The sequence below is a fragment of the Pseudomonas sp. OA65 genome, assembly GCF_017498305.1.
GTDB classification, from domain to species: domain Bacteria; phylum Pseudomonadota; class Gammaproteobacteria; order Pseudomonadales; family Pseudomonadaceae; genus Aquipseudomonas; species Aquipseudomonas zanjanensis.
This window is the reverse complement of the sequence record NZ_JAGDEZ010000025.1, coordinates 61873-85747: the sequence shown is the minus strand read 5'-3', so window position 1 is coordinate 85747 and position 23875 is coordinate 61873. Positions and strand designations below refer to the sequence as shown.

Genomic DNA, 23875 nt, shown 5'->3' with positions numbered 1-23875 from the left:
GGCTGCGCAGCAGTCGTAAAAAGCCTGGGGTCGCTTCGCAACCCAGCGGGAGCAAGCTCCCTCGCCACAGAGACCAGGCTGGAATGATTATTCCTGAGCGCCAGAAAAACCTGGGGGAGCGAGCTCGCTCGCGATTGCGGGCCCACATTCAACATCTCTGTTGACTGACACACCGCTATCGCGAGCAGGCTCGCTCCCACAGTTGGATCGGAGTAAAGCGATCAGCCGCCCTTATGCAGCTTGCTCATCAACTCCGCCTCGGCCTGGGTCAGGCCGCAGGCTTGGGTCAGTTCGTCGACGCTGGCGCCCATGCCCACCAGGCGGGCGGCCTGGGCGAAGGACAGGCTGGAGGGGTCGCGCTGTTCCAACTGGGCGAGTTTGTCCGGCAACGGCGCGACCACGGCACGCAGCTCATGGAGCGCTTCGCCCATGCGCACGGTGCCGTTCTGGTAATCGTCGACGCGCTTGGCCAGGTCCTTGATGCGCTGGTCGCGCAGCGCATCGCCCTGGGCCTGCTGAGCGGCGATCTGCCGCTGGCCACGTATGTACGCCAAGAACATCGCCAGCGTGCCTGCCCAGAAAAGGAACAGGACAATGACTGCTACCTCAAGAATCAAATCAGATACTCTCCAGTTCCGACCACTCTTCTTCGCTCATCATCTTGTCCAGTTCAACCAGAATCAGCAACTCGTTGTTCTTGTTGCACACACCCTGAATGAACTTGGCGGACTCTTCGTTACCCACGTTTGGCGCGGTTTCGATTTCCGATTGGCGCAGGTAAACCACTTCGGCAACGCTGTCGACCATAATGCCGACCACTTGCTTGTCGGCTTCGATGATGACGATCCGGGTGTTGTCACTGATCTCGGCGTTCATCAGGCCGAAGCGCTGGCGGGTATCGATCACGGTGACCACGTTGCCGCGCAGGTTGATGATGCCCAGCACATAGCTCGGAGCACCCGGTACCGGGGCGATCTCGGTATAGCGCAGCACTTCCTGAACGCGCATCACGTTGATGCCGTAGGTTTCGTTATCGAGCTTGAAGGTCACCCATTGCAGAATCGGATCTTCAGAACCCTTTTGAGACGACGCCTTATCATTCATACCCTGACCCCTCGAAAAACCGCCTGTGGCGGCGTGTATTCTGTCCGGCGACTGTGCGCCGCCGGTTGTCTTATTTCGGTTTCTGGGCTGGCTTCTTGCTGCCACCCAGGTGTTTTGCCCCGCCGCTGGCAATCAGCTCCGCCAGTTCGGAAACGTCCAGCAAGGCGCACATGTGCTCGATCACCGTACCGGCCAGCCATGGCCGTTGCCCTCGATGGCTGCGCCACTTGATCTCGTTCGGGTCCAGGCGCAGCGAACGGCTGACCTGATGCACCGCCAATCCCCATTCATAACCTTGCACCGAAATCACGTATTGCAAGCCCTGGCGAAAGTCATCGCGATAACGGTCCGGCATGACCCAGCGCGCCGTATCCAGCACCTTCAGGTTGCCGGCCTGGCTCGGCAGGATCCCGAGGAACCATTCCGGCTGGCCAAACAACGGCGTCAATTCCTGACCGGCCAGGGAGTAAATCGATCCCAGGCAGACCAGCGGCACCGCCAGGGTCAACCCGGCCACATCGAACAACAAACACTCGAACGGCTCGGCAGCCCAGGCCGGACGGTCGTCGCCCGGCACCGGTGGCGGCGGACTGCTCGGCGGCAAGTGGACTTCCACCACCGGCGTCACCAGGCCCTGCAGCAGCGGGGCAACGGTCGAGACCGGTGCCAGGATCGGCGCAGGTGCTTCCATCACCGCCAGTTGAGGCTTGATGAACGGTGCTTCGACCGCTGCAACCACCACTGATTTGCGTGCGTCACGGGCCTGCTCTTCGAGCACGGCCGCTTGAAATTCATCCAGCACACCTTCGGCTTCAACGGGTTCGGGCAACGCCTCGATCACGCTTGGCGGCGGTGGCAGTTCTTCAGTCGCTTCCTGCAACAGCCCATCCAGATAGGACTGCAGGGCCATTTGCGGGCGCGAGGTTGTCTTTATCGGGCGGCTCATGGGAACAGTGCGCCACTTGAAGAGGTTATCGGCATGAATGCGGTAGGACTTGAGTGCTCGCAAGCGAACACGATGCCAGTGGAAAGCCTCGTCACCTTAAGCCACCTGCTGCGGAACAAGCTGTTGGGCCAGCAGATGCTTGAGCAGCGCCCGGTAAGCCAGTACGCCACGGCTCTTGCCATCGAATTGCGAAGGGGTCACACCGGCACGGCTGGCATCCCGCAAGCGGGTATCGACGGGGATATAGCCTTGCCAGATGTCCTCCGGGTACATGTCCCGCAACACACGCAGGGTCCCCAGGGACGCCTGGGTGCGCCGGTCGAACAGAGTCGGCACGATGTTGAAGGCCAGCGTCTGCTTGCGAGAACGATTGACCATCGCCAGTGTATTGACCATGCGCTCCAGCCCTTTGACCGCCAAGTGCTCGGTCTGCACCGGGATCACCAGTTGCTGGCTGGCTGCCAAGGCATTGACCATCAGCAAACCGAGCAACGGCGGGCTGTCGATGATCGCGTAATCGAAATCCTGCCACAGCTGCGCCAGACTCTTGGCGATCACCAGGCCCAGGCCGCTCTGCCCGGGCGACTGTCGCTCCAGGGTGGCCAGGGCAGTGCTCGATGGCAACAGAGAAATCCGCTCGTCGCTGGTGGACAACAGCAACTGCCCCGGCAGGCCCTCGGGCACCACGCCCTTGTGCAGGAACAGGTCGTAGTTACTGTGCTCCAGGCTGTCGGGATCGTAGCCGAAATAACTGGTCATGGAGCCGTGGGGGTCCAGGTCGACGATGACCACGCGCTTGCCCGCCTCGGCCAGCAACCCGGCTAAAGCGATGGAAGATGTGGTCTTGCCCACACCACCTTTTTGATTGGCGACTGCCCAGACTCTCATTCGGATCATTCCTCCCGGCCGAAACTGGCTCGACCGAGAAATAGCTCGGTTATAAAGCGGGTGACGGAGAATTGACGGCACTCTGTCTTCCCGGCGACTTGACCGGAGCCGGTGCAGTTTGTGTGCCAGCCCGCTTCAATGCCGCATCCGGGGTTGCATTGGCCGCGCCAGTACCGGTCAGGCTGCGACGCACATCGAGGTTACGCGACACCACGAGGATCACCCGACGGTTGCGCGCACGCCCCTCGGCTGTGGCGTTGTTGGCCACCGGCTGGAACTCGCCATACCCCACCGATGCCAAGCGCCCCGGATTGAGTCCCTGCATCGCCAGCATGCGGACGATGCTCGCCGAACGGGCCGAGGACAGTTCCCAGTTGGTCGGGTATTGCGCGGTACGGATCGGCTGATCGTCGGTGAAACCTTCGACGTGGATCGGGTTGTCGAACGGCTTGAGGATCGCCGCGACCTTATCGATGATATTGAACGCCATGTCGCTGGGCATGGCGTCGCCGCTGCCGAACAACAGGCTGGAATTGAGTTCGATCTCGACCCACAGCTCGTTGCCGCGCACGGTCATTTGGTTGGAGCTAATGAGATCGCCGAACGCCGCGCTGATGTCATCGGCGATGCTTTTCAACGGATCGCTACTGCCGGCGATACCGGCGTCGACCTGCTCGCTGTCCTTGACCAAGGGTTTGGCCGGCGTGGTGGTCTTGGGCCGCTCCTCGCCGATCGGAATGGGCTTGAGGGCCCGGTCGGAATCGGTAAAGACCCCGATCAATGCCTCGGAAATGACTTTGTACTTGCCTTCGTTGACCGACGAAATCGAATACATGACCACGAAAAAAGCGAACAACAGCGTGATGAAGTCGGCGTAGGAAACCAGCCAGCGTTCATGGTTGACGTGTTCTTCACGATGCCTGCGACGTGCCATGCTTAGGGCGTGCTCATAGTAAATGACGAAGCGCGTTGGCGCTGTGATTGTGCCAGGCAAGGCGCGGGGCGCCGAGAATGGTTGTTCCCTTCTCAAGCCCCGCAACGCAGCCTGGCGCAATCACAGCGCCAACCCGGAGGGCAGCGCCCTGCGAGCCGCAATACGTCGTTATTCGTCGTTCATTTGAAGAAACCAAACTTCTCTCCTCATGCCTAGTCTTGCGGCTCGCAGGGCGCTGCGCGCTTCGTCATTTACTATGAGCACGCCCTATATCTCCCATTCAGTCCATGAAGCCCTGGAGCTTCAACTCAATGGAGCGCGGGTTTTCACCCTCGGCGATCGACAGGATCCCTTCCAGCAGCATTTCGCGATAGCGCGACTGGCGCAACGCGATGGACTTGAGCTTGGCCGCGATCGGCAGCAGCACCAGGTTGGCACTCGCCACGCCATAGATCGTCGCGACGAACGCCACGGCGATGCCGCTGCCCAGTTGCGACGGATCGGCCAGGTTGCCCATTACATGGATCAGGCCCATCACCGCACCGATGATGCCGATGGTCGGCGCGTAGCCGCCCATGCTTTCAAAAACTTTGGCCGCTTCGATGTCGCGGCTTTCCTGGGTGTAGAAATCCACTTCCAGGATGCTGCGGATGGCTTCCGGCTCGGCACCGTCGACCAGCAATTGCAGGCCTTTGCGCGAGTAGCTGTCGGGTTCGGCATCGGCCACCCCTTCCAGGCCCAGCAGACCTTCCTTGCGAGCGGTCAGGCTCCAGTTCACCACGCGGTCGATGCCACCGGCCAGGTCGACACGGGGCGGGAACAGAATCCAGATCAACACCTGCATGGCGCGCTTGAAAGCGCTCATCGGCGACTGCAACAGCGCCGCGCCAACGGTGCCGCCGATCACGATCAACGCCGCCGGGCCGTTGGCCAACGCGCCCAGATGACCGCCTTCCAGATAATTGCCGCCAATGATGGCGACGAACGCCATGATGATGCCAATCAGGCTGAGCACATCCATTAAATGCAGGCCTCGACCAGGTGTCTACCGATGTCGTCCAATCCGTACACCGCGTCGGCCAGATCGGCTTTGACGATGGCCATAGGCATGCCGTAGATCACGCAACTGGCTTCGTCCTGGGCCCAGATCGCACTGCCGCCCTGCTTGAGCAGGCGCGCGCCTTCGCGACCGTCGGCGCCCATGCCGGTGAGCACCACCGCCAGAACTTTGTCACCGTAGGATTTGGCTGCGGAACCGAAGGTGATGTCCACGCATGGCTTGTAGTTCAAACGCTCGTCACCCGGCAGGATTTTCACCGCACCACGGCCGTCGACCATCATCTGCTTGCCACCCGGCGCCAGCAACGCCAGGCCCGGACGCAGGATGTCGCCATCCTCGGCTTCCTTGACGCTGATGTTGCACAGCTTGTCCAAGCGCTCGGCAAACGCCTTGGTAAACGCCGCCGGCATGTGCTGGATCAGCACGATGGGGGCCGGGAAGTTGGCCGGCAACTGGGTCAGGACCCGTTGCAGCGCTACCGGGCCACCGGTGGACGTGCCGATCGCGACCAGCTTGTAGGCTTTGCGCTTGGGTGCCGGCGACGATGCACTGGCAGGCGCCGAACGCGTCGGCGCAGGGGCCGGGGCGCTACGCACCGGGGCCGGATTGAAGCTGCTCGAAGCCGTCGGCGTGGGTGCCGGGCTTGGCGCCGCAACCGGGGCGGGCGCCGGTGCGCTGTAGGCACTGACACGGCGATTGCTGCGGGAAATGCTGTGGACCTTTTCGCACAGCAACTGCCGGACCTTGTCCGGATTGCGCGAAATGTCTTCGAAATTCTTCGGCAGGAAGTCCACCGCCCCGGCGTCCAGCGCGTCGAGGGTCACCCGGGCGCCCTCGTGGGTCAGCGACGAGAACATCAAGACCGGGGTCGGGCAGCGCTGCATGATATGCCGCACGGCCGTGATGCCGTCCATCATCGGCATCTCGTAGTCCATGGTGATCACGTCCGGCTTGAGTGCCAGGGCCTGATCGATCGCCTCTTTGCCGTTAGTCGCGGTACCGACGACCTGAATACTCGTGTCCGCCGAAAGAATTTCCGAGACGCGACGCCGGAAAAACCCCGAATCGTCCACCACCAGGACTTTAACTACCATAAACACTCCGTTAGACGAGACGCGACCCTGGGCCACGTCCCTCCAGAATCAAATACGCCGGGCGGCGTAACGCTTGAGCATGCTTGGCACATCGAGAATCAACGCGATGCGACCGTCGCCGGTGATGGTGGCGCCGGACATGCCCGGGGTGCCCTGGAGCATCTTGCCCAACGGCTTGATGACCACTTCTTCCTGGCCCACCAGTTGGTCGACGACAAAGCCGATCCGCTGGGTGCCCACCGAAAGGATCACCACGTGGCCCTCGCCCTGCTCGACGTGAGCGGCGGAGCTGACCAGCCAGCGCTTGAGGTAGAACAGCGGCAGCGCCTTGTCCCGCACGATGACCACTTCCTGGCCGTCGACCACGTTGGTGCGCGACAAGTCGAGGTGGAAAATTTCGTTGACGTTGACCAGCGGGAAGGCGAACGCCTGGTTGCCGAGCATCACCATGAGCGTCGGCATGATCGCCAGGGTCAACGGGACCTTGATGACGATCTTCGAGCCCTGGCCCTTGGTCGAGTAGATATTGATCGAACCGTTGAGCTGGGAAATCTTGGTTTTCACCACGTCCATGCCCACGCCACGGCCCGACACGTCGGAGATCTCGGTCTTGGTCGAAAAGCCCGGGGCGAAGATCAGGTTGTAGCACTCGGTGTCGCTCAGGCGGTCGGCGGCATCCTTGTCCATCACACCGCGTTTCACCGCGATGGAACGCAACACATTCGGGTCCATGCCTTTGCCATCATCGGAGATCGACAGCAGGATGTGGTCGCCCTCCTGCTCGGCGGCCAGGATCACCTTGCCGCTGCGGACCTTGCCCGAGGCTTCGCGTTCTTCCGGCGACTCGATGCCGTGGTCGACCGCGTTGCGCACCAAGTGGACCAGCGGGTCGGCCAGAGCCTCGACAAGGTTCTTGTCGAGGTCGGTCTCTTCACCCACCAGTTCCAGGTTGATTTCTTTCTTGAGCTGGCGAGCCAGGTCGCGAACCAGGCGCGGGAAGCGCCCGAAGACTTTCTTGATCGGCTGCATCCGGGTCTTCATGACCGCGGTCTGCAGGTCCGCCGTGACCACGTCGAGGTTCGACACGGCCTTGGACATGGCTTCGTCCTGGCTGTTGAGGCCCAGGCGCACCAGGCGGTTACGCACCAGCACCAGTTCGCCGACCATGTTCATGATCTCGTCCAGGCGCGCGGTGTCGACCCGAACGGTGGTCTCGGCTTCGCTGGCCGGTTTGTCCGCTGGCGCAGCCGCTGGAGCACGGGCCGGCGCCGGGGCGGCAGCGGCAGGCTTGGCGGGCTCAGCCTTCGGTTCCGGTGCCTTGGCAGCGGGTTTGGGCGCAGCCTTGGCCGCCGGCGCGGCCGTGGCGGCAGCAGGCGCGGCGGAAGCGGTTCCGACTTCGCTGAACTTGCCCTTGCCATGCAGCTCATCGAGCAGCGATTCGAATTCGTGGTCGCTGATCAGGTCGCTACCTGCGGCAGCGGCGGGTTTGGCCGGGGTCGGGACCGAAGCGATGGCTGAATCCAGTGCGTCAACGGCAAAGGTGCCCTTGCCATGCAACTGGTCGAGCAAGGCTTCGAATTCGTCGTCAGTGATGTCCGAGCTGTCGCCCGCCGCTTTCGGGGCGGCCGGCGCCGCCGGGGGGACAACGGCATCCGGCGCGAACTGGCCCTTGCCGTGAAGCTGGTCGAGCAGCGACTCGAATTCGGCATCGGTGATTTCATCGCTGCCAGCCCCATCGGCGGCCGGCGCTGCAGGTGCAGAAGGTGCAGCCGGCGCCTCAGCCTGGGCCTTGACGGCACTCAGGGAGTCCAGCAACTGTTCGAATTCGTTATCGGTGATGTCGCCCGATTCCTCGGCGACCGGTTCTTCAACCACCGCCTCGGCAACCGGCGCGGCTTCGTCAGCCGATTGCGGCTCGGCCAGGCGTGCCAGCGCGGCGAGCAGCTCGGGGGTGGCAGGGGTAATCGGCGAGCGCTCACGCACTTCGCTGAACATGCTGTTGACCGCATCCAGCGCTTCGAGCACCACGTCCATCAATTCCGAATCAACGCGACGCTCACCCTTGCGCAGGATGTCGAACACGTTCTCGGCAATGTGACAGCACTCCACCAGCTCGTTGAGCTGGAGGAAGCCGGCGCCTCCTTTTACAGTGTGGAAACCGCGAAAAATTGCATTGAGCAGATCCGCATCATCAGGTCGGCTTTCCAGCTCGACCAGCTGTTCGGACAGTTGCTCTAGAATCTCGCCGGCCTCAACCAGGAAATCCTGAAGGATCTCTTCATCGGCGCCGAAGCTCATTAATGGCTGCTCCTAAAATAGGGCTAAATCAAAATCCAAGGCTGGACAGCAAATCGTCCACATCGTCCTGACCGGACATAACGTCTTCTCTTTTATCGGCATGAATTTGCGGACCTTCACCCTGAGAGAGATGTTTTTGTGGATCTTTTTCAGCAAGCATCGCTTCACGGTCGTGCTCGATGCCTGCAAAGCGGTCGACCTGGCTAGCCATCAGCACCAGTTTGAGCAGGTTGCTTTCCACTTCGGTGACCAGTTGGGTCACACGCTTGATCACCTGGCCGGTCAGGTCTTGATAGTCCTGGGCCAGCAGAATGTCGTTGAGGTTGCTGGCCACGGCGCGGTTTTCGCTGCTGCTGCGCGTCAGGAAACCGTCGACCCGACGGGCCAACTCCCGAAACTCTTCAGCACCGACCTCGCGACGCATGAACCGGCCCCAGTCGGTGCTCAAGGCCTGGGCTTCTTCGCTCAGGCCATTGACCAGCGGCGTAGCGCTTTCCACCAGGTCCATGGTGCGGTTCGCCGCGGCCTCGGTCAGCTTGACCACATACCCCAGGCGCTCGGTGGCGTCAGTGATCTGCGAGACTTCCTCGGCCTGCGGCATGTGCGGGTCGATCTGGAAATTGACAATCGCGCTGTGCAATTCACGCGTGAGCTTGCCCACTTCCTGATACAGACCGCGATCACGGGTCTGGTTGAGCTCATGGATCATTTGAACCGCATCGCCAAAGCGACCTTTTTCAAGGCTGTCGACCAGTTCGCGGGCATGTTTTTTCAGGGTCGATTCGAAATCGCCCATTGAAGATTCGTTATCCATAGCTCCCCCGTGGCGCCGTTAACCGATGCGTTCGAAGATTTTTTCGATCTTCTCTTTCAACGCCTGGGCCGTGAAGGGTTTGACCACATAGCCGTTTACACCGGCCTGGGCCGCTTCGATGATCTGCTCGCGCTTGGCTTCGGCAGTCACCATCAGCACCGGGAGATGCTTGAGTTTTTCGTCGGCACGCACCTGGCGCAGCAGGTCGATACCGGTCATGCCCGGCATGTTCCAGTCGGTGACCAGGAAATCGAAGTTGCCACTGTGCAACATCGGGAGCGCAGTGGTCCCGTCATCTGCTTCGGCCGTGTTGGTGAACCCAAGGTCACGCAACAGGTTTTTAATGATCCGCCGCATCGTTGAGAAGTCATCAACGATGAGGATTTTCATGTTCTTGTCCAATTCGACCTCCAAGCAGTCTTAAACGCGCCCAGCACCTGGACGCGCCATTTCAATCAATCCGGCACAACACTCGACAACGGTCTGGAGCACAACGGATGGAGACTGGCGCAGTACCTGCCAGGCCAGCCTCGTTCGCAGTGTCCCCACACTGCTTGTCAGCGCGCTCGCCACTCCCCCAAACGCCCCCGCAAACGGGCCGCGCACTGGCTGTGTAACTGGCTGACCCGCGATTCGCTGACCCCCAGGACCTCACCGATTTCCTTGAGGTTCAGCTCTTCGTCGTAGTACAGCGCCAAGACCAGTCGCTCACGCTCCGGCAAATTGGCAATCGCATCCGCCAGCGCGCTCTGGAAGCGTTCATCTTCCAGGTCACGCGATGGCTCCATGTGAGCACTTGCGCCATCCTCATGCAGCCCTTCGTGTTCGCCGTCCTGCAACAGGTCGTCGAAACTGAACAGGCGGCTGCCCAAGGTGTCGTTCAAAATCCCGTAATAATCATCGAGACTCAACTGGAGTTCGGCCGCAACTTCGTGATCTTTAGCGTCGCGTCCGGTTTTCGCTTCAATTGCTCGAATCGCATCACTGACCATGCGGGTATTGCGGTGCACCGAACGCGGCGCCCAATCGCCCTTGCGGACTTCGTCGAGCATCGCCCCGCGGATGCGAATACCGGCATAGGTCTCGAAACTGGCGCCCTTGCTGGCGTCGTATTTGTTCGACACTTCAAGCAGGCCGATCATGCCGGCCTGGATCAAGTCCTCGACCTGCACACTGGCCGGCAACCGCGCCAGCAAGTGATAGGCGATACGCTTGACCAGCGGCGCATAACGCTCGATCAATTCGTACTGGGCGTCCCGTGCCGATTTTTTGTAGAGATGGTTGTAACCGCTGGCTGTCATAACACGGGCCCTGCTGTTTGTTGCACAAGACGCTCGACGAAAAATTCCAGATGCCCGCGGGGGTTGGCCGGCAGTGGCCAGGTATCGACCTTCTGGGCGATCGCCTTGAACGCCAGCGCGCATTTGGAACGTGGAAAGGCTTCATAGACGGCACGTTGCTTCTGGACGGCCTTGCGCACGCTCTCGTCGTAAGGCACGGCACCGACATATTGTAGGGCGACGTCCAGGAAGCGATCGGTGACCTTCGTCAACTTGGCGAACAGGTTGCGTCCTTCCTGTGGGCTCTGGGCCATGTTGGCCAGGACACGGAAGCGGTTCATGCCATAGTCGCGGTTAAGCAGTTTGATCAGGGCGTAGGCGTCGGTGATGGACGTCGGTTCGTCGCAGACCACCAGCAGCACTTCCTGGGCGGCGCGCACGAAACTGACGACCGAGTCGCCGATGCCGGCCGCGGTATCGATCACCAGCACATCGAGGTTGTCGCCAATGTCGCTGAACGCCTGGATCAGGCCCGCGTGCTGGGCCGGGGTCAGGTGAACCATGCTCTGGGTGCCGGAGGCAGCCGGCACGATGCGAATCCCGCCCGGCCCCTGCAACAGCACGTCGCGCAGTTCGCAACGGCCCTCGATCACGTCCGCCAGGGTGCGTTTGGGGGTCAGCCCCAGCAACACGTCGACGTTCGCCAGGCCCAGGTCGGCGTCCAGCAGCATGACTCGTCGGCCAAGCTCTGCCAGAGCCAGGGACAAGTTCACTGACACGTTAGTCTTCCCGACGCCACCTTTGCCGCCGGTCACCGCGATCACCTGTACGGGATGCATGCTGCCCATGTTCGTTCTTTACCTTGTCTTCTTAGACGGAGGCCACATTACTGGCTGCGCGTTCGCATAAGGAACAATGCATGGCAGACCATCGATGTAGGTACAAAAAATATTCATGATTACCTCAGCCGACCTGCTTGGTCGGGCTGTGGTAGATGTCAGCGAACATGTCAGCCATGGCTTCTTCGCTGGGTTCTTCCTGCATTTGCACACTCACGGCACGACTGACCAGTTGATGACGGCGCGGCAGATGCAAATCATCCGGGATCCGCGGCCCGTCGGTCAGGTAGGCGACCGGCAGTTCATGACCGATCGCCAGGCTCAACACCTCGCCCAGGCTTGCCGTTTCGTCCAGCTTAGTCAGGATGCAGCCGGCCAGCCCGCAGCGTTTGTAGCTGTGGTATGCGGCGGTTAGAACCTGTTTCTGGCTGGTGGTTGCCAACACGAGATAATTTTTTGACTTGATACCGCGTCCGGCCAGGCTTTCGAGCTGCATGCGCAGGGCTGGATCGCTGGCTTGCAGGCCGGCGGTATCGATCAGCACGACGCGTTTGCGCAGCAGCGGCTCCAGCGCCTGAGCCAGGGATTGGCCCGGATCCACATGGGTCACCGACACATTGAGGATCCGGCCCAGGGTCTTGAGTTGCTCCTGGGCACCGATGCGGAAACTGTCCATGCTCACCAGGGCGATGCTCTGGGCGCCGTACTTGAGTACATAACGGGCGGCGAGCTTGGCCAGGGTGGTGGTCTTGCCCATGCCGGCAGGACCGACCATGGCAATCACCCCGCCCTCTTCCAGCGGCTCGACTTCCGGCGTGGCGATCATGCGTGCCAGGTGCGCCAGCAACATGCGCCAGGCCTGGCGCGGCTCGTCGATACCATTGATCAGCGCCAGCAGGTCGCGGGACAACGGGCCGGACAGGCCGATGCGTTGCAGGCGACGCCACAGGTTGGCCTGGGCCGGACGGCTGCCTTGCAGCTGGTTCCAGGCCAGGGAGCCAAGCTGGACTTCCATCAGCTCGCGCAGGCTGTTGAGTTCAAAGCGCATCGAGTCCAGCGCGCGCGGGTCGACACCGCGGACTGGCGCGGCCGGTGCCGGCTCTGGACGACGCGGTTCGGCCTGGGCCTGCTCGATCAGCGGTTCGGCGGCAGTCAACGGCAGGCCGGCGGTCAGCGGTTGACCGGCGAACAATTGACGATTGGTGCCCGGCGCACCTTCGCCTTCGCTGCTGCGCAGGCTCAGTTCGGCCTGGGCGCTGGCGATGCGCGATTGGGTCTTGCGCAGCTCGTCTTCGAGTTCCATGTTCGGAATTCGCGGAGCCAGCGCCGACAATTTGTAATCCAGGGCCGCCGTCAGCTCGACACCGCCGGCGATACGACGATTGCCAATGATGGCTGCTTCAGCGCCCAACTCGTCACGAACCAGTTTCATGGCCTGACGCATGTCTGCGGCGAAAAAACGCTTCACTTGCATAAACCACTACCTCAGCCGTTGGGCCCTACTGTCGCAACGATGGTCACTTGCTTGTTGTCCGGTATTTCCTGGTACGCCAGCACATGCAGCCCCGGGACCGCGAGGCGTCCGAACCGCGAGAGCATCGCGCGAATCGGACCGGCCACCAGCAGGATCACCGGTTGGCCTTGCATCTCTTGCCGCTGGGCTGCCTCGATCAGCGAACGCTGCAGCTTCTCGGCCATGCTTGGCTCCAGCAGAACACCCTCTTCCGAGCCTTGTCCTGCCTTCTGCAGACTATTGAGCAATATCTGTTCCAACCTTGGCTCCAAGGTGATCACAGGCAGCTCAGACTCAGTGCCTACAATGCTTTGGACGATTGCGCGGGACACACCAACCCGAACCGCGGCCACCAGGGCGGCGGTATCTTGACTCTTGGAAGCGTTGTTGGCGATGGCCTCGGCAATACTGCGTATGTCGCGCACAGGCACTTGTTCGGCCAGCAGCGCCTGCAACACCTTGAGCAATTGCGACAACGAAACCACGCCCGGCACCAACTCTTCAGCCAGCTTCGGCGAGCCTTTGGCCAGTACTTGCAGGAGTTGCTGGACTTCCTCGTGGCCAATCAGCTCGCTGGAGTGCTTGTACAGGATCTGGTTCAAGTGGGTCGCCACCACGGTACTGGCATCCACCACGGTGTAGCCGAGGGACTGGGCCTGGGCCCGCTGACTGATTTCGATCCACACCGCCTCCAGGCCAAAAGCCGGATCCTTGGCGGTGATGCCGTTGAGGCTGCCGTACACCTGACCGGGGTTGATCGCCAGTTCGCGATCGGGGTAGATCTCGGCTTCGGCCAGGATCACCCCCATCAACGTCAGGCGATAGGCGCTCGGCGCCAGGTCGAGGTTGTCGCGGATATGCACGGTGGGCATCAGGAAGCCCAGGTCCTGGGAGAGCTTCTTGCGCACCCCCTTGATCCGCGCCAGCAACTGACCACCCTGGTTGCGGTCGACCAATGGAATCAGGCGATAACCGACTTCCAGGCCGATCATGTCGATTGGCGTCACGTCATCCCAGCCCAATTCCTTGGTTTCCATGGCGCGGGCCGGCGACGGCAGCAGTTCCTGCTGGCGCTTGACCTCTTGCAGGGCCTGGACTTTCTGCACGTTCTGCTTCTTCCAGAACAGGTAGGCACCGCCAGCCGCCAGGGCCGCCATGCTCAGGAAGGAGAAATGCGGCATCCCTGGCACGATCCCCATCACCGCCATCAAGCCAGCTGCCACCGCCAAGGCCTTGGGCGAGGCAAACATCTGCCGGCCGATCTGCTTGCCCATGTCTTCGGAGCCCGAAGCACGGGTCACCATGATCGCGGCGGCTGTGGATAACAGCAGTGATGGCAATTGCGCCACCAAACCGTCACCGATGGTCAACAAGGCGTAGACCTTGCCGGCGTCACCGAAGGTCATGCCATGCTGGAAGATACCGACGGCCATGCCGCCGATCAGGTTGATGAACAGAATCAACAGGCCGGCGATGGCGTCACCGCGCACGAATTTGCTGGCACCGTCCATGGAGCCGTAGAACTCGGCTTCCTGGGCCACTTCCAGGCGACGCAGCTTGGCCTGGCTCTGGTCGATCAGGCCGGCGTTGAGGTCGGCGTCGATCGCCATCTGCTTGCCGGGCATCGCATCGAGGGTGAAACGCGCGCTCACCTCGGAAATCCGCCCGGCGCCCTTGGTCACCACGACGAAATTGATGATCATCAGGATGGCGAACACCACGATACCGACCACGTAGTTACCGCCGATCACCACTTCGCCGAAGGCCTGGATCACCTTACCGGCGGCGGCGTGGCCCTCATGGCCATGAATCATCACCACCCGGGTGGACGCCACGTTCAGCGCCAGGCGCAACAGCGTGGCCACCAGCAGGATGGTCGGAAATACGGCGAAATCCAGCGGCCGCAGGGCGTAGACGCACACCAGCAGCACCACGATCGACAGGGCGAGGTTAAACGTGAAAAACACGTCCAGCAGGAACGGCGGCACCGGCAGCATCATCATGGCGAGCATGACCAGCAGCAACAGCGGCACGCCCACATTACCCCGGCTGAGGTCTACGACATTGCTGCGCGCGGCGCTGAGTAACTGAGAGCGATCCACCAATATTCCCCGTTCCTGTGAAGCAAACTTTTGACGCCCGGAAGGGGCGCAGACGGGGTATTGCAAGAAGCCTTCCAACTTTTGTCGAGGGCGGGAATAGAGCGGCTGAAGCGAATTCAACCCTGTGGGAGCGAGCTTGCTCGCGATAGCGATTTGTCAGTCACCCAGCAGGCAACTGAACCTGCGCAATCGCGAGCAAGCTTGCTCCCACAGATAATGCTGTTCACTTCAGGTAAGGCAAACGACGAACCTGTGGCGAGGGAGCTTGCTCCCGCTGGGCCGCGAAGCGGCCCCGAAACCAGCCGAATGCGGAGCATCAGACACACCGCAGCCTGCGTTATAGCGGTCGCTGCGCAACCGAGCGGGAGCAAGCTCCCTCGCCACAGGGTTCTGGCGTTTCCAGGCAAACCTAACAGTTCTGCTAGTTCCCCTTCTGCATCCGAACTTCGATAATCCCACGGAGCTTCACCCGAACGGAGCATCGACCGTGTCAGCCAAGCGCCTCTGCACTTACCGCTATGACCCTCTGGATCGCCTCACCAGCCACGCCGTGATGACTCACGCGCCTGTCCAGCGGTTTTATTGCAAGTCTCGCCTGGCGACAGAAATCGAAGGAGCCATCAGCCGGTCAATTGTTCAACATGGCGATCAACTGCTGGCCCAGACCGAAACCCAAGGCAGCGCAAAGCAAGCGACACTATTGGCGACCGATCAACAACGCTCGGTATTGCATGCCGTTTCCGCCAATGAAAGGCAATCCCATGCCTATTCGCCTTATGGCAATCGAACTATCGACAACGGTTTGTTGAGCTTGCTCGGCTCCAATGGAGAGCGACCGGATCCGGTGACCGGGCATTATTTGCTGGGGAATGGTTATCGGGCGTTCAATCCGGTTTTGATGCGGTTTAATAGTCCGGACAGTCTGAGCCCATTTGGCGAGGGCGGATTGAATCCGTATGCATATTGCATCGGCGATCCTATCAACCGAAGAGACCCAACGGGACACATCCCCATTCCAGCTAAGATACTATCCCAGCATCGGGAGCTAGCCACGCTACTTCGAATCAAAAAGAACTTGTTATCAATAAAGAAACCGAGCCGGCTAAAAGCCGAGTCGGTTGTGAAAAAAACGCGAAAAGAACAGCAGGAGTTAATTTCAGAGGTCAAAATATTGCAAGAAGCGCTCCCGGACACACTCAAGATTGGCTCCAAACCGACTAAACATAAAACTGCTGCTGATGGATATTTCTCGCATCAGCCTAACATTCCGTTCGACGAACAGGGGGTACCGGCCCCCCAAAAAGCCTACACTGAAACCGATGCTTCCGGAGCAACAGGACTGAGTACGGTATTCTTTGACGACCCAATAGATTTTTTTCGTAAGCAAGCCTTAAAAACAGACACCCCAGGCAGCAAAAACGAGGCTTTTCGCGATGTCATGCTTGCGAAAGCAAGCGAGGCCATTGAAAGAAAAGATCAATATATCCGCAAGCACCTTATAGGAACCGCTAATCTGCGCCGATAAGTACTCAAGAATCACGCCGCAAATCCGGCGGAATCGGCAAATCCTTGAGCGGCTCCGGGCGCTTGCCCTTGCCCGCGCGGTGCTGGCGGATCTGGTAGACGTAGGCCAGGACCTGGGCCACGGCCAGGTACAGGCCGCCAGGGATTTCCTGGTCGAGTTCGGTGGAGTAGTAGATCGACCGCGCCAGCGCCGGGGATTCGAGCAGCATTACTTCGTTGGCGACGGCGATCTCACGGATCTTCAGCGCCAGGAAGTCACTGCCTTTGGCCAGCAACACGGGGGCGTTGCCTTTTTCGGGGTCGTACTTGAGGGCGACGGCGTAGTGCGTCGGGTTGGTGATGACCACATCGGCGTCGGGAATCGCCGCCATCATCCGCCGCTGGGAGACCTCGCGCTGCAACTGGCGGATCCGCTGCTTGACCTCCGGCTTGCCTTCCGCGTCCTTGTGCTCGTCGCGCACTTCCTGCTTGGTCATCAACAGCTTCTGCTTGCTCTGATAGAGCTGGATCGGCACGTCGATGGCGGCGATCAGGATCAAGCCGCAGGCCATCCACAATGTGCTCCAGCCCACTAATTGCACGCTGTGGATAATCGCCTGTTCCAGCGGTTCGTGAGCAATGCGCAGCAGATCGTCGATGTCGGCCTGCAACACCGTCAGCGCAACGAACAGAACCAGCAGGAACTTCCCGAATGCCTTGAGCAACTCCATCAGCGCCGTGGTGGAAAACATGCGCTTGAGGCCGGCGGCCGGATTCATCCGGCTGAACTTGGGGGCCAGGCTTCCGGCGGCGAACAGCCAGCCGCCCAGGGAAATGGGGCCGATCACCGCAGCCAGCAGCAAGCAGATCAGGATCGGCTGCACCGCCAGGATCGCGATTTTGCCCGAGTGCAGCAGATGCTGGGCCATGGACCCCGGAGAGAGCAGCACCTCACGGGGCAGGGAGAAATTCAGGCGCATGATTTCCAGCAGGTCCAAGGCCAACCCGCCGCCATAAATCAACAACCCACCCGCCCCGGCCAGCATCACCGCCAGCGTGTTGAGTTCCTTCGAGCGGGCGATCTCGCCCTTTTCACGGGATTCGCGCAGGCGCTTTTCCGTGGGGTCTTCTGTCTTGTCCTGACCACTCTCGCTTTCGGCCATGGTTCAGCGTGCCTGTGCCATGTCGCGCAGCAGCTGCAAGGCCTGGGCGGCCAGCGGCTGATACTGGTTGAGGATATCCCCCAGGCTGACCCAGAAAATCACCATGCCCAGCACGAGCGTTAGCGGGAAGCCGATGGAGAAAATATTCAACTGCGGCGCCGCCCGGGTCATCACGCCAAACGCGATGTTGACCACCAGCAACGCGGTGATCGCTGGCAATACCAGCACCATCGCAGCCCCCAGGACCCAACCGAGCTTGCCGGCGATTTCCCAGAAATGATTGACCAGCAAAGCGCTACCCACCGGCATGGTGGTAAAACTCTCGGTCAAAACCTCGAACACCACCAGATGCCCGTTCATGGCGAGAAACAGCAACGTGACCAACATCGTCAGAAACTGACCGATCACCGCTGTGTTGACGCCGTTGGTCGGGTCGATCATGGAGGCGAAGGCCATGCCCATCTGGATCGAAATGATTTGCCCAGCCACCACGAATGCCTGGAAAAACAGCTGCAGCGAGAACCCCATCAAGGCGCCGATGAGAATTTGCTCCGCCACCAGCATCAGCGCACTGAGATCCAGGGCATTGACCGGCGGCATCGGCGGCAGCCCGGGGGCGATGACCACCGTGATCGCCAGGGCCAGATACAGGCGCACCCGGGTGGGTACCAATGTCGTGCCAAAGACCGGCATGCTCATCAGCACCGCGGTGACGCGAAACAGCGGCAGGATGAACGATGCCACCCAGGAACTGATCTGGGTGTCTGTCAGTTCGAGCATCGACATGGGGTCAGCCGATCAACTGCGGAATACTGCCGTACAACTGCAGGATGTATTCCATGAATGTTTGCACCAGCCAGGGGCCGGCGACGATCAACGTCACCAGCATCACCAGCAGGCGCGGCAGGAAGCTCAAGGTCTGTTCGTTGATCTGGGTCGCGGCCTGGAACATCGCCACCAGCAAGCCTACCAGCAGGCTGGGGATCACCAGGATGGCAACCATCATGGTCGTCAGCCAGAGCGCTTCACGGAACAGGTCTACCGCTACTTCAGGCGTCATATCGTCCTACCCGCACAAGAGGCCTAAACACCGCCGAAACTGCCCGCCAGCGTACCGATGATCAGCGCCCAGCCATCCACCAATACGAACAGCATGATCTTGAACGGCAGGGAAATGATCAGCGGCGAGAGCATCATCATACCCATGGCCATCAGCACGCTGGCGACTACCAGGTCGATGATCAGGAACGGGATGAAAATCATGAAGCCGATCTGGAACGCCGTTTTCAGCTCGGACGTCACGAATGCCGGCACCAGGATCGTCAGCGGTGCCTGGTCGGCACTCGGGATGTCGGTGCGCTTGGACAGGCGCATGAACAATTCCAGGTCACTGCTGCGAGTCTGGGCCAGCATGAAGTCCTTGATCGGCACCTGGGCCTTGGCCACGGCGTCCTGGGCGCTCAGTTGTTCCGCCAGGTAAGGCTGCAGCGCATCCCGGTTCACCCGGTCGAACACGGGCGCCATGATGAACATGGTCAGAAACAGCGCCATGCCGGTGAGGATCTGGTTCGAGGGGGTCTGCTGCAGGCCCAGGGCCTGGCGCAGGATCGAAAAGACAATGATGATCCGGGTGAAGCTGGTCATCAGCATGACGAACGCCGGAATGAAACTCAGCGCCGTCATGATCAGCAGGATCTGCAAGCTGACCGAATATTCCTGGGCCCCTTCGGCGTTGGTTCCCAGAGTGATCGCAGGGATCGACAGCGGGTCGGCGGCGAACGCCAGCGGTGCGGCCAGCATCAAGGCCAATGCCAACAGAATGCGCAACGGCATTACTTTTTATCCTTTTGGTCTTTCCCTAGCAGCTCCATGAGGCGCTGGGCAAATTCGGGGCTGGCCGACTCGGTGGAGGGTACCTGCACCGGCTCCTTGAGGACGTGCAAGGCGGTGATGGCGCCCGGACTCAGGCCCAGCAGGATCTGCTCGTTGCCGACCTGCACCAGCACCAGCCGGTCGCGCGGCCCAAGCGCGCGGGAACCGACGATGTCGATGACCTGGCCCTTGCCGGTCGGCCCCGCCTGTTGCACGCGCCGCAGCAGCCAAGCGAGAAAAAAGATCAAGCCCAGCACCAATAGCAAGCCGAGTACCAGTTGCGCCAGTTGCCCGGCGATCCCAGTGCTCGCCGCCGGCGCAACGGCCGCCGTGGCAACCGGTTCGGCCGCCAGCACGCTCAAGGGCAGCATCGACGCTGCGACGAAAAAACCTTTCACTCAGCGCAGCTTCTTGATGCGTTCGCTTGGGCTGATCACGTCCGTCAGGCGAATGCCGAACTTCTCGTTGACCACCACCACTTCGCCATGGGCGATCAAGGTGCCGTTGACCAGCACGTCGAGCGGCTCGCCGGCCAGGCGGTCCAGCTCGATCACCGAGCCTTGGTTGAGTTGCAACAGGTTGCGGATGTTGATATCGGTGCTGCCCACTTCCATGGAGATGGACACCGGAATATCGAGGATCACGTCCAGGTTCGGCCCGTCCAGCGTCACCTGTTCGTTGCTCTTGGGCACGCTGCCAAACTCTTCCATCGGCAAGCGATTGGAGCCGTGGTTACCGCTATCGGCGGCCAGCAAGGCATCGATGTCAGCCTGCCCGGCATCGCCGGTTTCTTCCAGGGCCGCGGCCCATTCGTCGGCCAGCGCCTGGTCATCCTGGGTGTTCATATCGTTAGCCATCATTTGTCCTCGGCGGGCAAAAATCAGTTAGAAACGCAAACTTAAAAATTCGACACCGCTCAGCGGCGTTCGATCGGCTCGATCACCTGCAACGCCAGGTTGCCTTTGTGAGAGCCCATCTTGACCTTGAAGGCCGGTACGCCATTGGCGCGCATGATCATGTCGTCGGGCATCTCGACCGGAATGATGTCACCCGGCTGCATGTGCAGGATGTCCCGCAGGCGCAGTTGGCGCCGGGCGACGGTCGCGCCGATCGGCACATCGACGTCGAGCACGTCCTGGCGCAAGGCGTTGATCCAGCGCTCGTCCTGGTCGTCGAGGTCCGACTGGAAACCGGCGTCGAGCATTTCCCGCACCGGCTCGATCATCGAATACGGCATGGTCACGTGCAGGTCGCCGCCACCGCCATCGAGTTCGATGTGGAAGGTCGAGACCACGATGGCTTCGCTCGGGCCGACGATGTTGGCCATGGCCGGGTTCACTTCCGAGTTGATGTACTCGAAGTTCACTTCCATGATCGCCTGCCAGGCCTCCTTCAAATCGATGAAGGCCTGCTCCAGCACCATGCGCACCACCCGCAACTCGGTCGGGGTGAATTCGCGACCTTCGATCTTGGCGTGACGACCGTCGCCGCCGAAGAAGTTGTCCACCAGCTTGAACACCAGCTTGGCGTCGAGAATGAACAACGCGGTGCCGCGCAACGGCTTGATCTTCACCAGGTTGAGGCTGGTGGGCACGTACAGCGAATGCACGTACTCGCCGAACTTCATCACCTGCACGCCACCCACGGCCACGTCGGCCGAGCGGCGCAGCATGTTGAACATGCTGATGCGGGTGTACCGGGCGAAACGCTCGTTGATCATTTCCAGGGTCGGCATGCGTCCGCGAACGATGCGATCCTGGCTGGTCAGGTCGTAGCTTTTGACGCTGCCCGGTTCAGCAGCGTTTTCGGTCTGTACCAGACCGTCGTCGACACCATGCAACAGCGCATCGATTTCGTCCTGGGACAGCAGGTCCTGCACGGCCATGTCGTGTTCCTACTGCAATACGAAGTTAGTGAAGAGCAACTGTTCGATCACCACTTTGCCGAGCTCTTTCTGAGCCACTTCCTGCACGCTGGCCGTGGCTTTCTGGCGCAGCATTTCCTGGCCGACGGGTGTGGCCAGGGTGTCGAAACTCTGTCCGGAAAACAGCATCACCAGGTTGTTACGGATCAGCGGCATGTGCACCCGCAGCGCTTCCAGGTCTGCCTGGTTGCGACCCTGCAAAGTAATGCTGACCTGCATGTAGCGCTGACGACCGTTCACCGTGTAGTTGGCCACGAAGGCCGGCGCCATCGGTTCGAAAATCGCCGGCTGCTTGCCCACTGGCGCGACTTCGGCCGCTGCCGCCGCCGGCTTGCTTTGAGCGCTGTGCATGAAATACCAGGTTGCCCCCACGGACACGCCGATCGCCAGGAGCAAACCCACCACGATCATGATGATCAGCTTGAGTTTGCCTTTGGTTGCGGGGTCTTTTACAGCTGCTGCTTCGCTCTTCGCCATGCCAATAATCCGTCACTAATCGGGGTTTTCACTGTTGCACGGCAAGGCTGGAGCAAGTGTTATGCCAGAAGTGTCGGCACTCAGGATGACGGGGCAGATGCGATCTACAGAACCCATGAAAACCAATGTGGGAGCGAGCCTGCTCGCGATAGCGGTGGATCAGTTCCGAACAAGGTGACTGACAGTCCGCTTTCGCGAGCAGGCTCGCTCCCACAGAGGGCATCAAAAGATCAGGCGTAGTAGTCGACCGCGCTGGTGCCGATGACGCTGGTCGTGCTCGCGGCCACTTCAGCGATGCCGGCCGGCGTGGCTTCATCCGCGGTATCCACCGATCCACCGGAGGATGCCGTACGCCCGGCCCGGGCCTGCTGCTGGGCTTGCTGTTCCTGGTTCTGCGAACCACGGGATTGGTCCGATACACTGACGTCGACCTGACCCATGCCCTGCTGGGCAAAGCTGTCCCGCAGGCGATGCATCTGGCCTTCGAGGGCTTCGCGAACGCCGGAGTGGGCGCTCATGAAGGTGACCTGGGTCTGCTGGTCCGGAACCATATTCACCCGGATATCCAGGCGCCCGAGCTCGGCGGGCTGCAATTGGATGTCGGCCGCCTTGAGATTGACGCTGGACAGGTACATCACCCGGTTCACCACCTCTTCGGTCCAACCGCTCTGGTTCATCGCGATAGGTTGGTTGATCGGCACCGCATTGGCGGTTTTGGGCGTGGCGGCCTGGGTCAGTGCAGCCAGGCGGTTGGCGAAATCGTCCACGCGGGTGTCGCTGGACGCTGCGCCCAAGTCCTTGAGGCCCTCGCTGATCAAGCCGCCGAAGGCCTTGTCACCGCCCTGGCTGCCGGACTCGGTGCTGTTCTGGTCGGCTTGCACGCTGAGCATGCTGGCCATGCCGGCGGCGAAGGTCTGCGCCGAAGTCGGCTCGCCGTCGAGCGACGCCGGGGCAGCGCTCTTGGGCTGCGCCTGGCTGCTGGCGGAAACATGACCGCTCTGCTCCATCGCCAAGCGCAAGGCGGGCAATGCGTCGAGCGGATCGGCTTGTGGGTCGAAGGCTGGATCGACGACCGGAACCGCTGGTTGGGCCGGCGCGGCCAATGGGACGAGCGGTGCCGAGACCGCAGTCGTTACCTGAGCCTCAGCCGTGACCACCACGGGGGCAGGTTCGGCCGGGGCTGCCGCGACCGGCACCGTCACATCCGGCAGCACGCCTGGGTCCAGACTTGGATCGACCGGCGCCGCATCCGCCACCGGCGCTTCAACCGAGTCGGCGTCGTTATCGCTGGCCGTTTTGTCGTCGGTGCTGGCGGGTTTGTCCGCGGGCAAGGGTTTGCCGCTATCGGCAACCGTCGGTTCCGGGGCGGCAGAAGTTTCGTTGCCGGATTCTTTTTTGACGGTGTTGTCGGCAACCTTGTCGCGCGCCGATTTCACCATGGGCTCAGGGGCCGCCGCGGCTTTGGCAGGCGCCTGCCTGGCGAAGACTTGAGCGAAGCTGGAGGCTCTATCCCCGAGGTCCGGGGCCGCTGCCGGTGAATTGACGGCGACCTGGGGCTTGGCCTGGACGGAGGCCTGAAGCAATGAATTAGGGGTGACGGGCATAAAAAAGGTCTCCGCTGCACTGGGATCAAGGTACAGTCGAGACTAGGCAATGCAAGGCACGGGCCAACGTTTACCCGGCCATCAAATCTCAGCAGTGGAAGCCTTCTCGCTCTTCTCGGCACAGCTTGCGTACATGGGCGAATTCGCTGTCGATTTCGTTGACCAGGTTTTCGATACCGCCCAATGACGGCTGCTTGGCACGTTGCTCCAGCTCGCCGCACAACTCGGCCAGGCGAATGGCGCCCATGTTGCTGCTGCTGCCCTTGAAGCTGTGGGCGGTGGCGCTCAGCTTTTCAGCGTCCCGCGCCTCATGCAGCACGCGCAGACGAGCCTCGGAGTCGTTGAGAAACGTATCCAGCAACTCCGGATACCCCTCCTCCATGACTTCCTTCAACGTGCTAAGCACGTCGCGGTCCAGATGAATCTCGTTCACTTGTTCGCTCCCTGATCAAGAATGGCC

The 23875-nt window shown here is 61.1% G+C and carries 25 protein-coding genes; 1 reads left to right on the top strand and 24 read right to left on the bottom strand.

What is annotated here, in order from left to right; genetic code table 11:
• Positions 1 to 221 precede the first annotated feature (221 nt).
• From J3361_RS20125 to flhA, 14 genes are all read right to left on the bottom strand, one after another.
• Complete coding sequence (locus J3361_RS20125; protein ID WP_003183966.1) at positions 222 to 617, bottom strand: DUF2802 domain-containing protein; 396 nt, start codon at positions 615 to 617, stop codon at positions 222 to 224.
• Position 618: 1 nt separating this feature from the next.
• Positions 619 to 1104 (bottom strand): chemotaxis protein CheW, encoded by a 486-nt coding sequence (locus tag J3361_RS20120; RefSeq protein ID WP_003199144.1) that lies wholly within the window; start codon positions 1102 to 1104, stop codon positions 619 to 621.
• 70 nt (positions 1105 to 1174) lie between these two features.
• Complete coding sequence (locus tag J3361_RS20115) at positions 1175 to 2050, bottom strand: CheW domain-containing protein (RefSeq protein WP_207966036.1); 876 nt, start codon at positions 2048 to 2050, stop codon at positions 1175 to 1177.
• 96 nt (positions 2051 to 2146) lie between these two features.
• Entirely contained in the window at positions 2147 to 2938 is a 792-nt protein-coding gene (locus tag J3361_RS20110; protein WP_053120309.1) for a ParA family protein, read from the bottom strand.
• Between the two features lie 49 nt (positions 2939 to 2987).
• Complete coding sequence (gene motD, locus J3361_RS20105) at positions 2988 to 3872, bottom strand: flagellar motor protein MotD (RefSeq protein ID WP_207966035.1); 885 nt, start codon at positions 3870 to 3872, stop codon at positions 2988 to 2990.
• A gap of 280 nt (positions 3873 to 4152) precedes the next feature.
• Positions 4153 to 4893 (bottom strand): flagellar motor protein, encoded by a 741-nt coding sequence (locus tag J3361_RS20100; RefSeq protein ID WP_122568997.1) that lies wholly within the window; start codon positions 4891 to 4893, stop codon positions 4153 to 4155.
• Entirely contained in the window at positions 4893 to 6026 is a 1134-nt protein-coding gene (locus tag J3361_RS20095; protein ID WP_207966034.1) for a chemotaxis response regulator protein-glutamate methylesterase, read from the bottom strand. Before J3361_RS20095 ends, J3361_RS20100 begins: the two co-directional genes overlap by 1 nt.
• 48 nt (positions 6027 to 6074) lie before the next feature.
• On the bottom strand, positions 6075 to 8324 hold the full coding sequence (locus tag J3361_RS20090) for a chemotaxis protein CheA (protein ID WP_207966033.1): 2250 nt from the start codon (positions 8322 to 8324) through the stop codon (positions 6075 to 6077).
• 28 nt (positions 8325 to 8352) lie between these two features.
• On the bottom strand, positions 8353 to 9138 hold the full coding sequence (locus J3361_RS20085) for a protein phosphatase CheZ (RefSeq protein ID WP_207966032.1): 786 nt from the start codon (positions 9136 to 9138) through the stop codon (positions 8353 to 8355).
• 18 nt (positions 9139 to 9156) lie between these two features.
• Positions 9157 to 9528, bottom strand: a complete 372-nt coding sequence (locus J3361_RS20080; RefSeq protein ID WP_003199125.1) for a chemotaxis response regulator CheY — start codon at positions 9526 to 9528, stop codon at positions 9157 to 9159.
• Positions 9529 to 9695: 167 nt separating this feature from the next.
• A complete protein-coding gene (gene fliA, locus J3361_RS20075) occupies positions 9696 to 10439 on the bottom strand; it encodes an RNA polymerase sigma factor FliA (protein ID WP_003184000.1) in 744 nt (247 codons plus the stop codon).
• The gene (fleN, locus tag J3361_RS20070; RefSeq protein ID WP_003184001.1) at positions 10436 to 11266 is read right to left on the bottom strand and encodes a flagellar synthesis regulator FleN; all 831 of its coding nucleotides are present in this window, start codon (positions 11264 to 11266) and stop codon (positions 10436 to 10438) included. The genes fliA and fleN overlap by 4 nt, the downstream gene beginning before the upstream one ends.
• Positions 11267 to 11381: 115 nt before the next feature.
• On the bottom strand, positions 11382 to 12731 hold the full coding sequence (gene flhF / locus J3361_RS20065; protein ID WP_207966031.1) for a flagellar biosynthesis protein FlhF: 1350 nt from the start codon (positions 12729 to 12731) through the stop codon (positions 11382 to 11384).
• A gap of 11 nt (positions 12732 to 12742) precedes the next feature.
• Positions 12743 to 14872, bottom strand: a complete 2130-nt coding sequence (flhA, locus tag J3361_RS20060; RefSeq protein WP_207966030.1) for a flagellar biosynthesis protein FlhA — start codon at positions 14870 to 14872, stop codon at positions 12743 to 12745.
• Positions 14873 to 15425: 553 nt separating this feature from the next.
• Here flhA and J3361_RS20055 point away from each other — a divergent pair.
• On the top strand, positions 15426 to 16397 hold the full coding sequence (locus J3361_RS20055; RefSeq protein WP_207966043.1) for an RHS repeat-associated core domain-containing protein: 972 nt from the start codon (positions 15426 to 15428) through the stop codon (positions 16395 to 16397).
• Positions 16398 to 16401: 4 nt separating this feature from the next.
• Here the strand turns inward: J3361_RS20055 and flhB are convergent, their stop codons facing one another.
• The 10 genes from flhB to J3361_RS20005 all read right to left on the bottom strand — a co-directional run bounded on the left by flhB (position 16402) and on the right by J3361_RS20005 (position 23848).
• Entirely contained in the window at positions 16402 to 17538 is a 1137-nt protein-coding gene (gene flhB / locus J3361_RS20050) for a flagellar biosynthesis protein FlhB (RefSeq protein WP_207966029.1), read from the bottom strand.
• Positions 17539 to 17541: 3 nt separating this feature from the next.
• The gene (gene fliR, locus J3361_RS20045) at positions 17542 to 18324 is read right to left on the bottom strand and encodes a flagellar biosynthetic protein FliR (protein ID WP_207966028.1); all 783 of its coding nucleotides are present in this window, start codon (positions 18322 to 18324) and stop codon (positions 17542 to 17544) included.
• A gap of 4 nt (positions 18325 to 18328) precedes the next feature.
• Positions 18329 to 18598: a flagellar biosynthesis protein FliQ gene (gene fliQ / locus J3361_RS20040; RefSeq protein WP_003184009.1), complete on the bottom strand. Its 270-nt coding sequence runs from the start codon at positions 18596 to 18598 to the stop codon at positions 18329 to 18331.
• A gap of 23 nt (positions 18599 to 18621) precedes the next feature.
• Positions 18622 to 19371, bottom strand: a complete 750-nt coding sequence (gene fliP, locus J3361_RS20035) for a flagellar type III secretion system pore protein FliP (protein ID WP_186704677.1) — start codon at positions 19369 to 19371, stop codon at positions 18622 to 18624.
• Positions 19371 to 19808, bottom strand: a complete 438-nt coding sequence (fliO, locus tag J3361_RS20030; protein WP_347709638.1) for a flagellar biosynthetic protein FliO — start codon at positions 19806 to 19808, stop codon at positions 19371 to 19373. The genes fliP and fliO overlap by 1 nt, the downstream gene beginning before the upstream one ends.
• Positions 19809 to 20267: a flagellar motor switch protein FliN gene (gene fliN, locus J3361_RS20025; protein ID WP_053120289.1), complete on the bottom strand. Its 459-nt coding sequence runs from the start codon at positions 20265 to 20267 to the stop codon at positions 19809 to 19811.
• 59 nt (positions 20268 to 20326) lie between these two features.
• On the bottom strand, positions 20327 to 21295 hold the full coding sequence (gene fliM / locus J3361_RS20020) for a flagellar motor switch protein FliM (RefSeq protein WP_207966027.1): 969 nt from the start codon (positions 21293 to 21295) through the stop codon (positions 20327 to 20329).
• A 9-nt stretch (positions 21296 to 21304) separates the two neighbouring features.
• Complete coding sequence (gene fliL, locus J3361_RS20015; protein ID WP_186704674.1) at positions 21305 to 21811, bottom strand: flagellar basal body-associated protein FliL; 507 nt, start codon at positions 21809 to 21811, stop codon at positions 21305 to 21307.
• Between the two features lie 230 nt (positions 21812 to 22041).
• Positions 22042 to 23415: a flagellar hook-length control protein FliK gene (locus tag J3361_RS20010; protein ID WP_207966026.1), complete on the bottom strand. Its 1374-nt coding sequence runs from the start codon at positions 23413 to 23415 to the stop codon at positions 22042 to 22044.
• Between the two features lie 88 nt (positions 23416 to 23503).
• Complete coding sequence (locus J3361_RS20005; RefSeq protein WP_186728619.1) at positions 23504 to 23848, bottom strand: Hpt domain-containing protein; 345 nt, start codon at positions 23846 to 23848, stop codon at positions 23504 to 23506.
• Between the last annotated feature and the right edge of the window lie 27 nt (positions 23849 to 23875).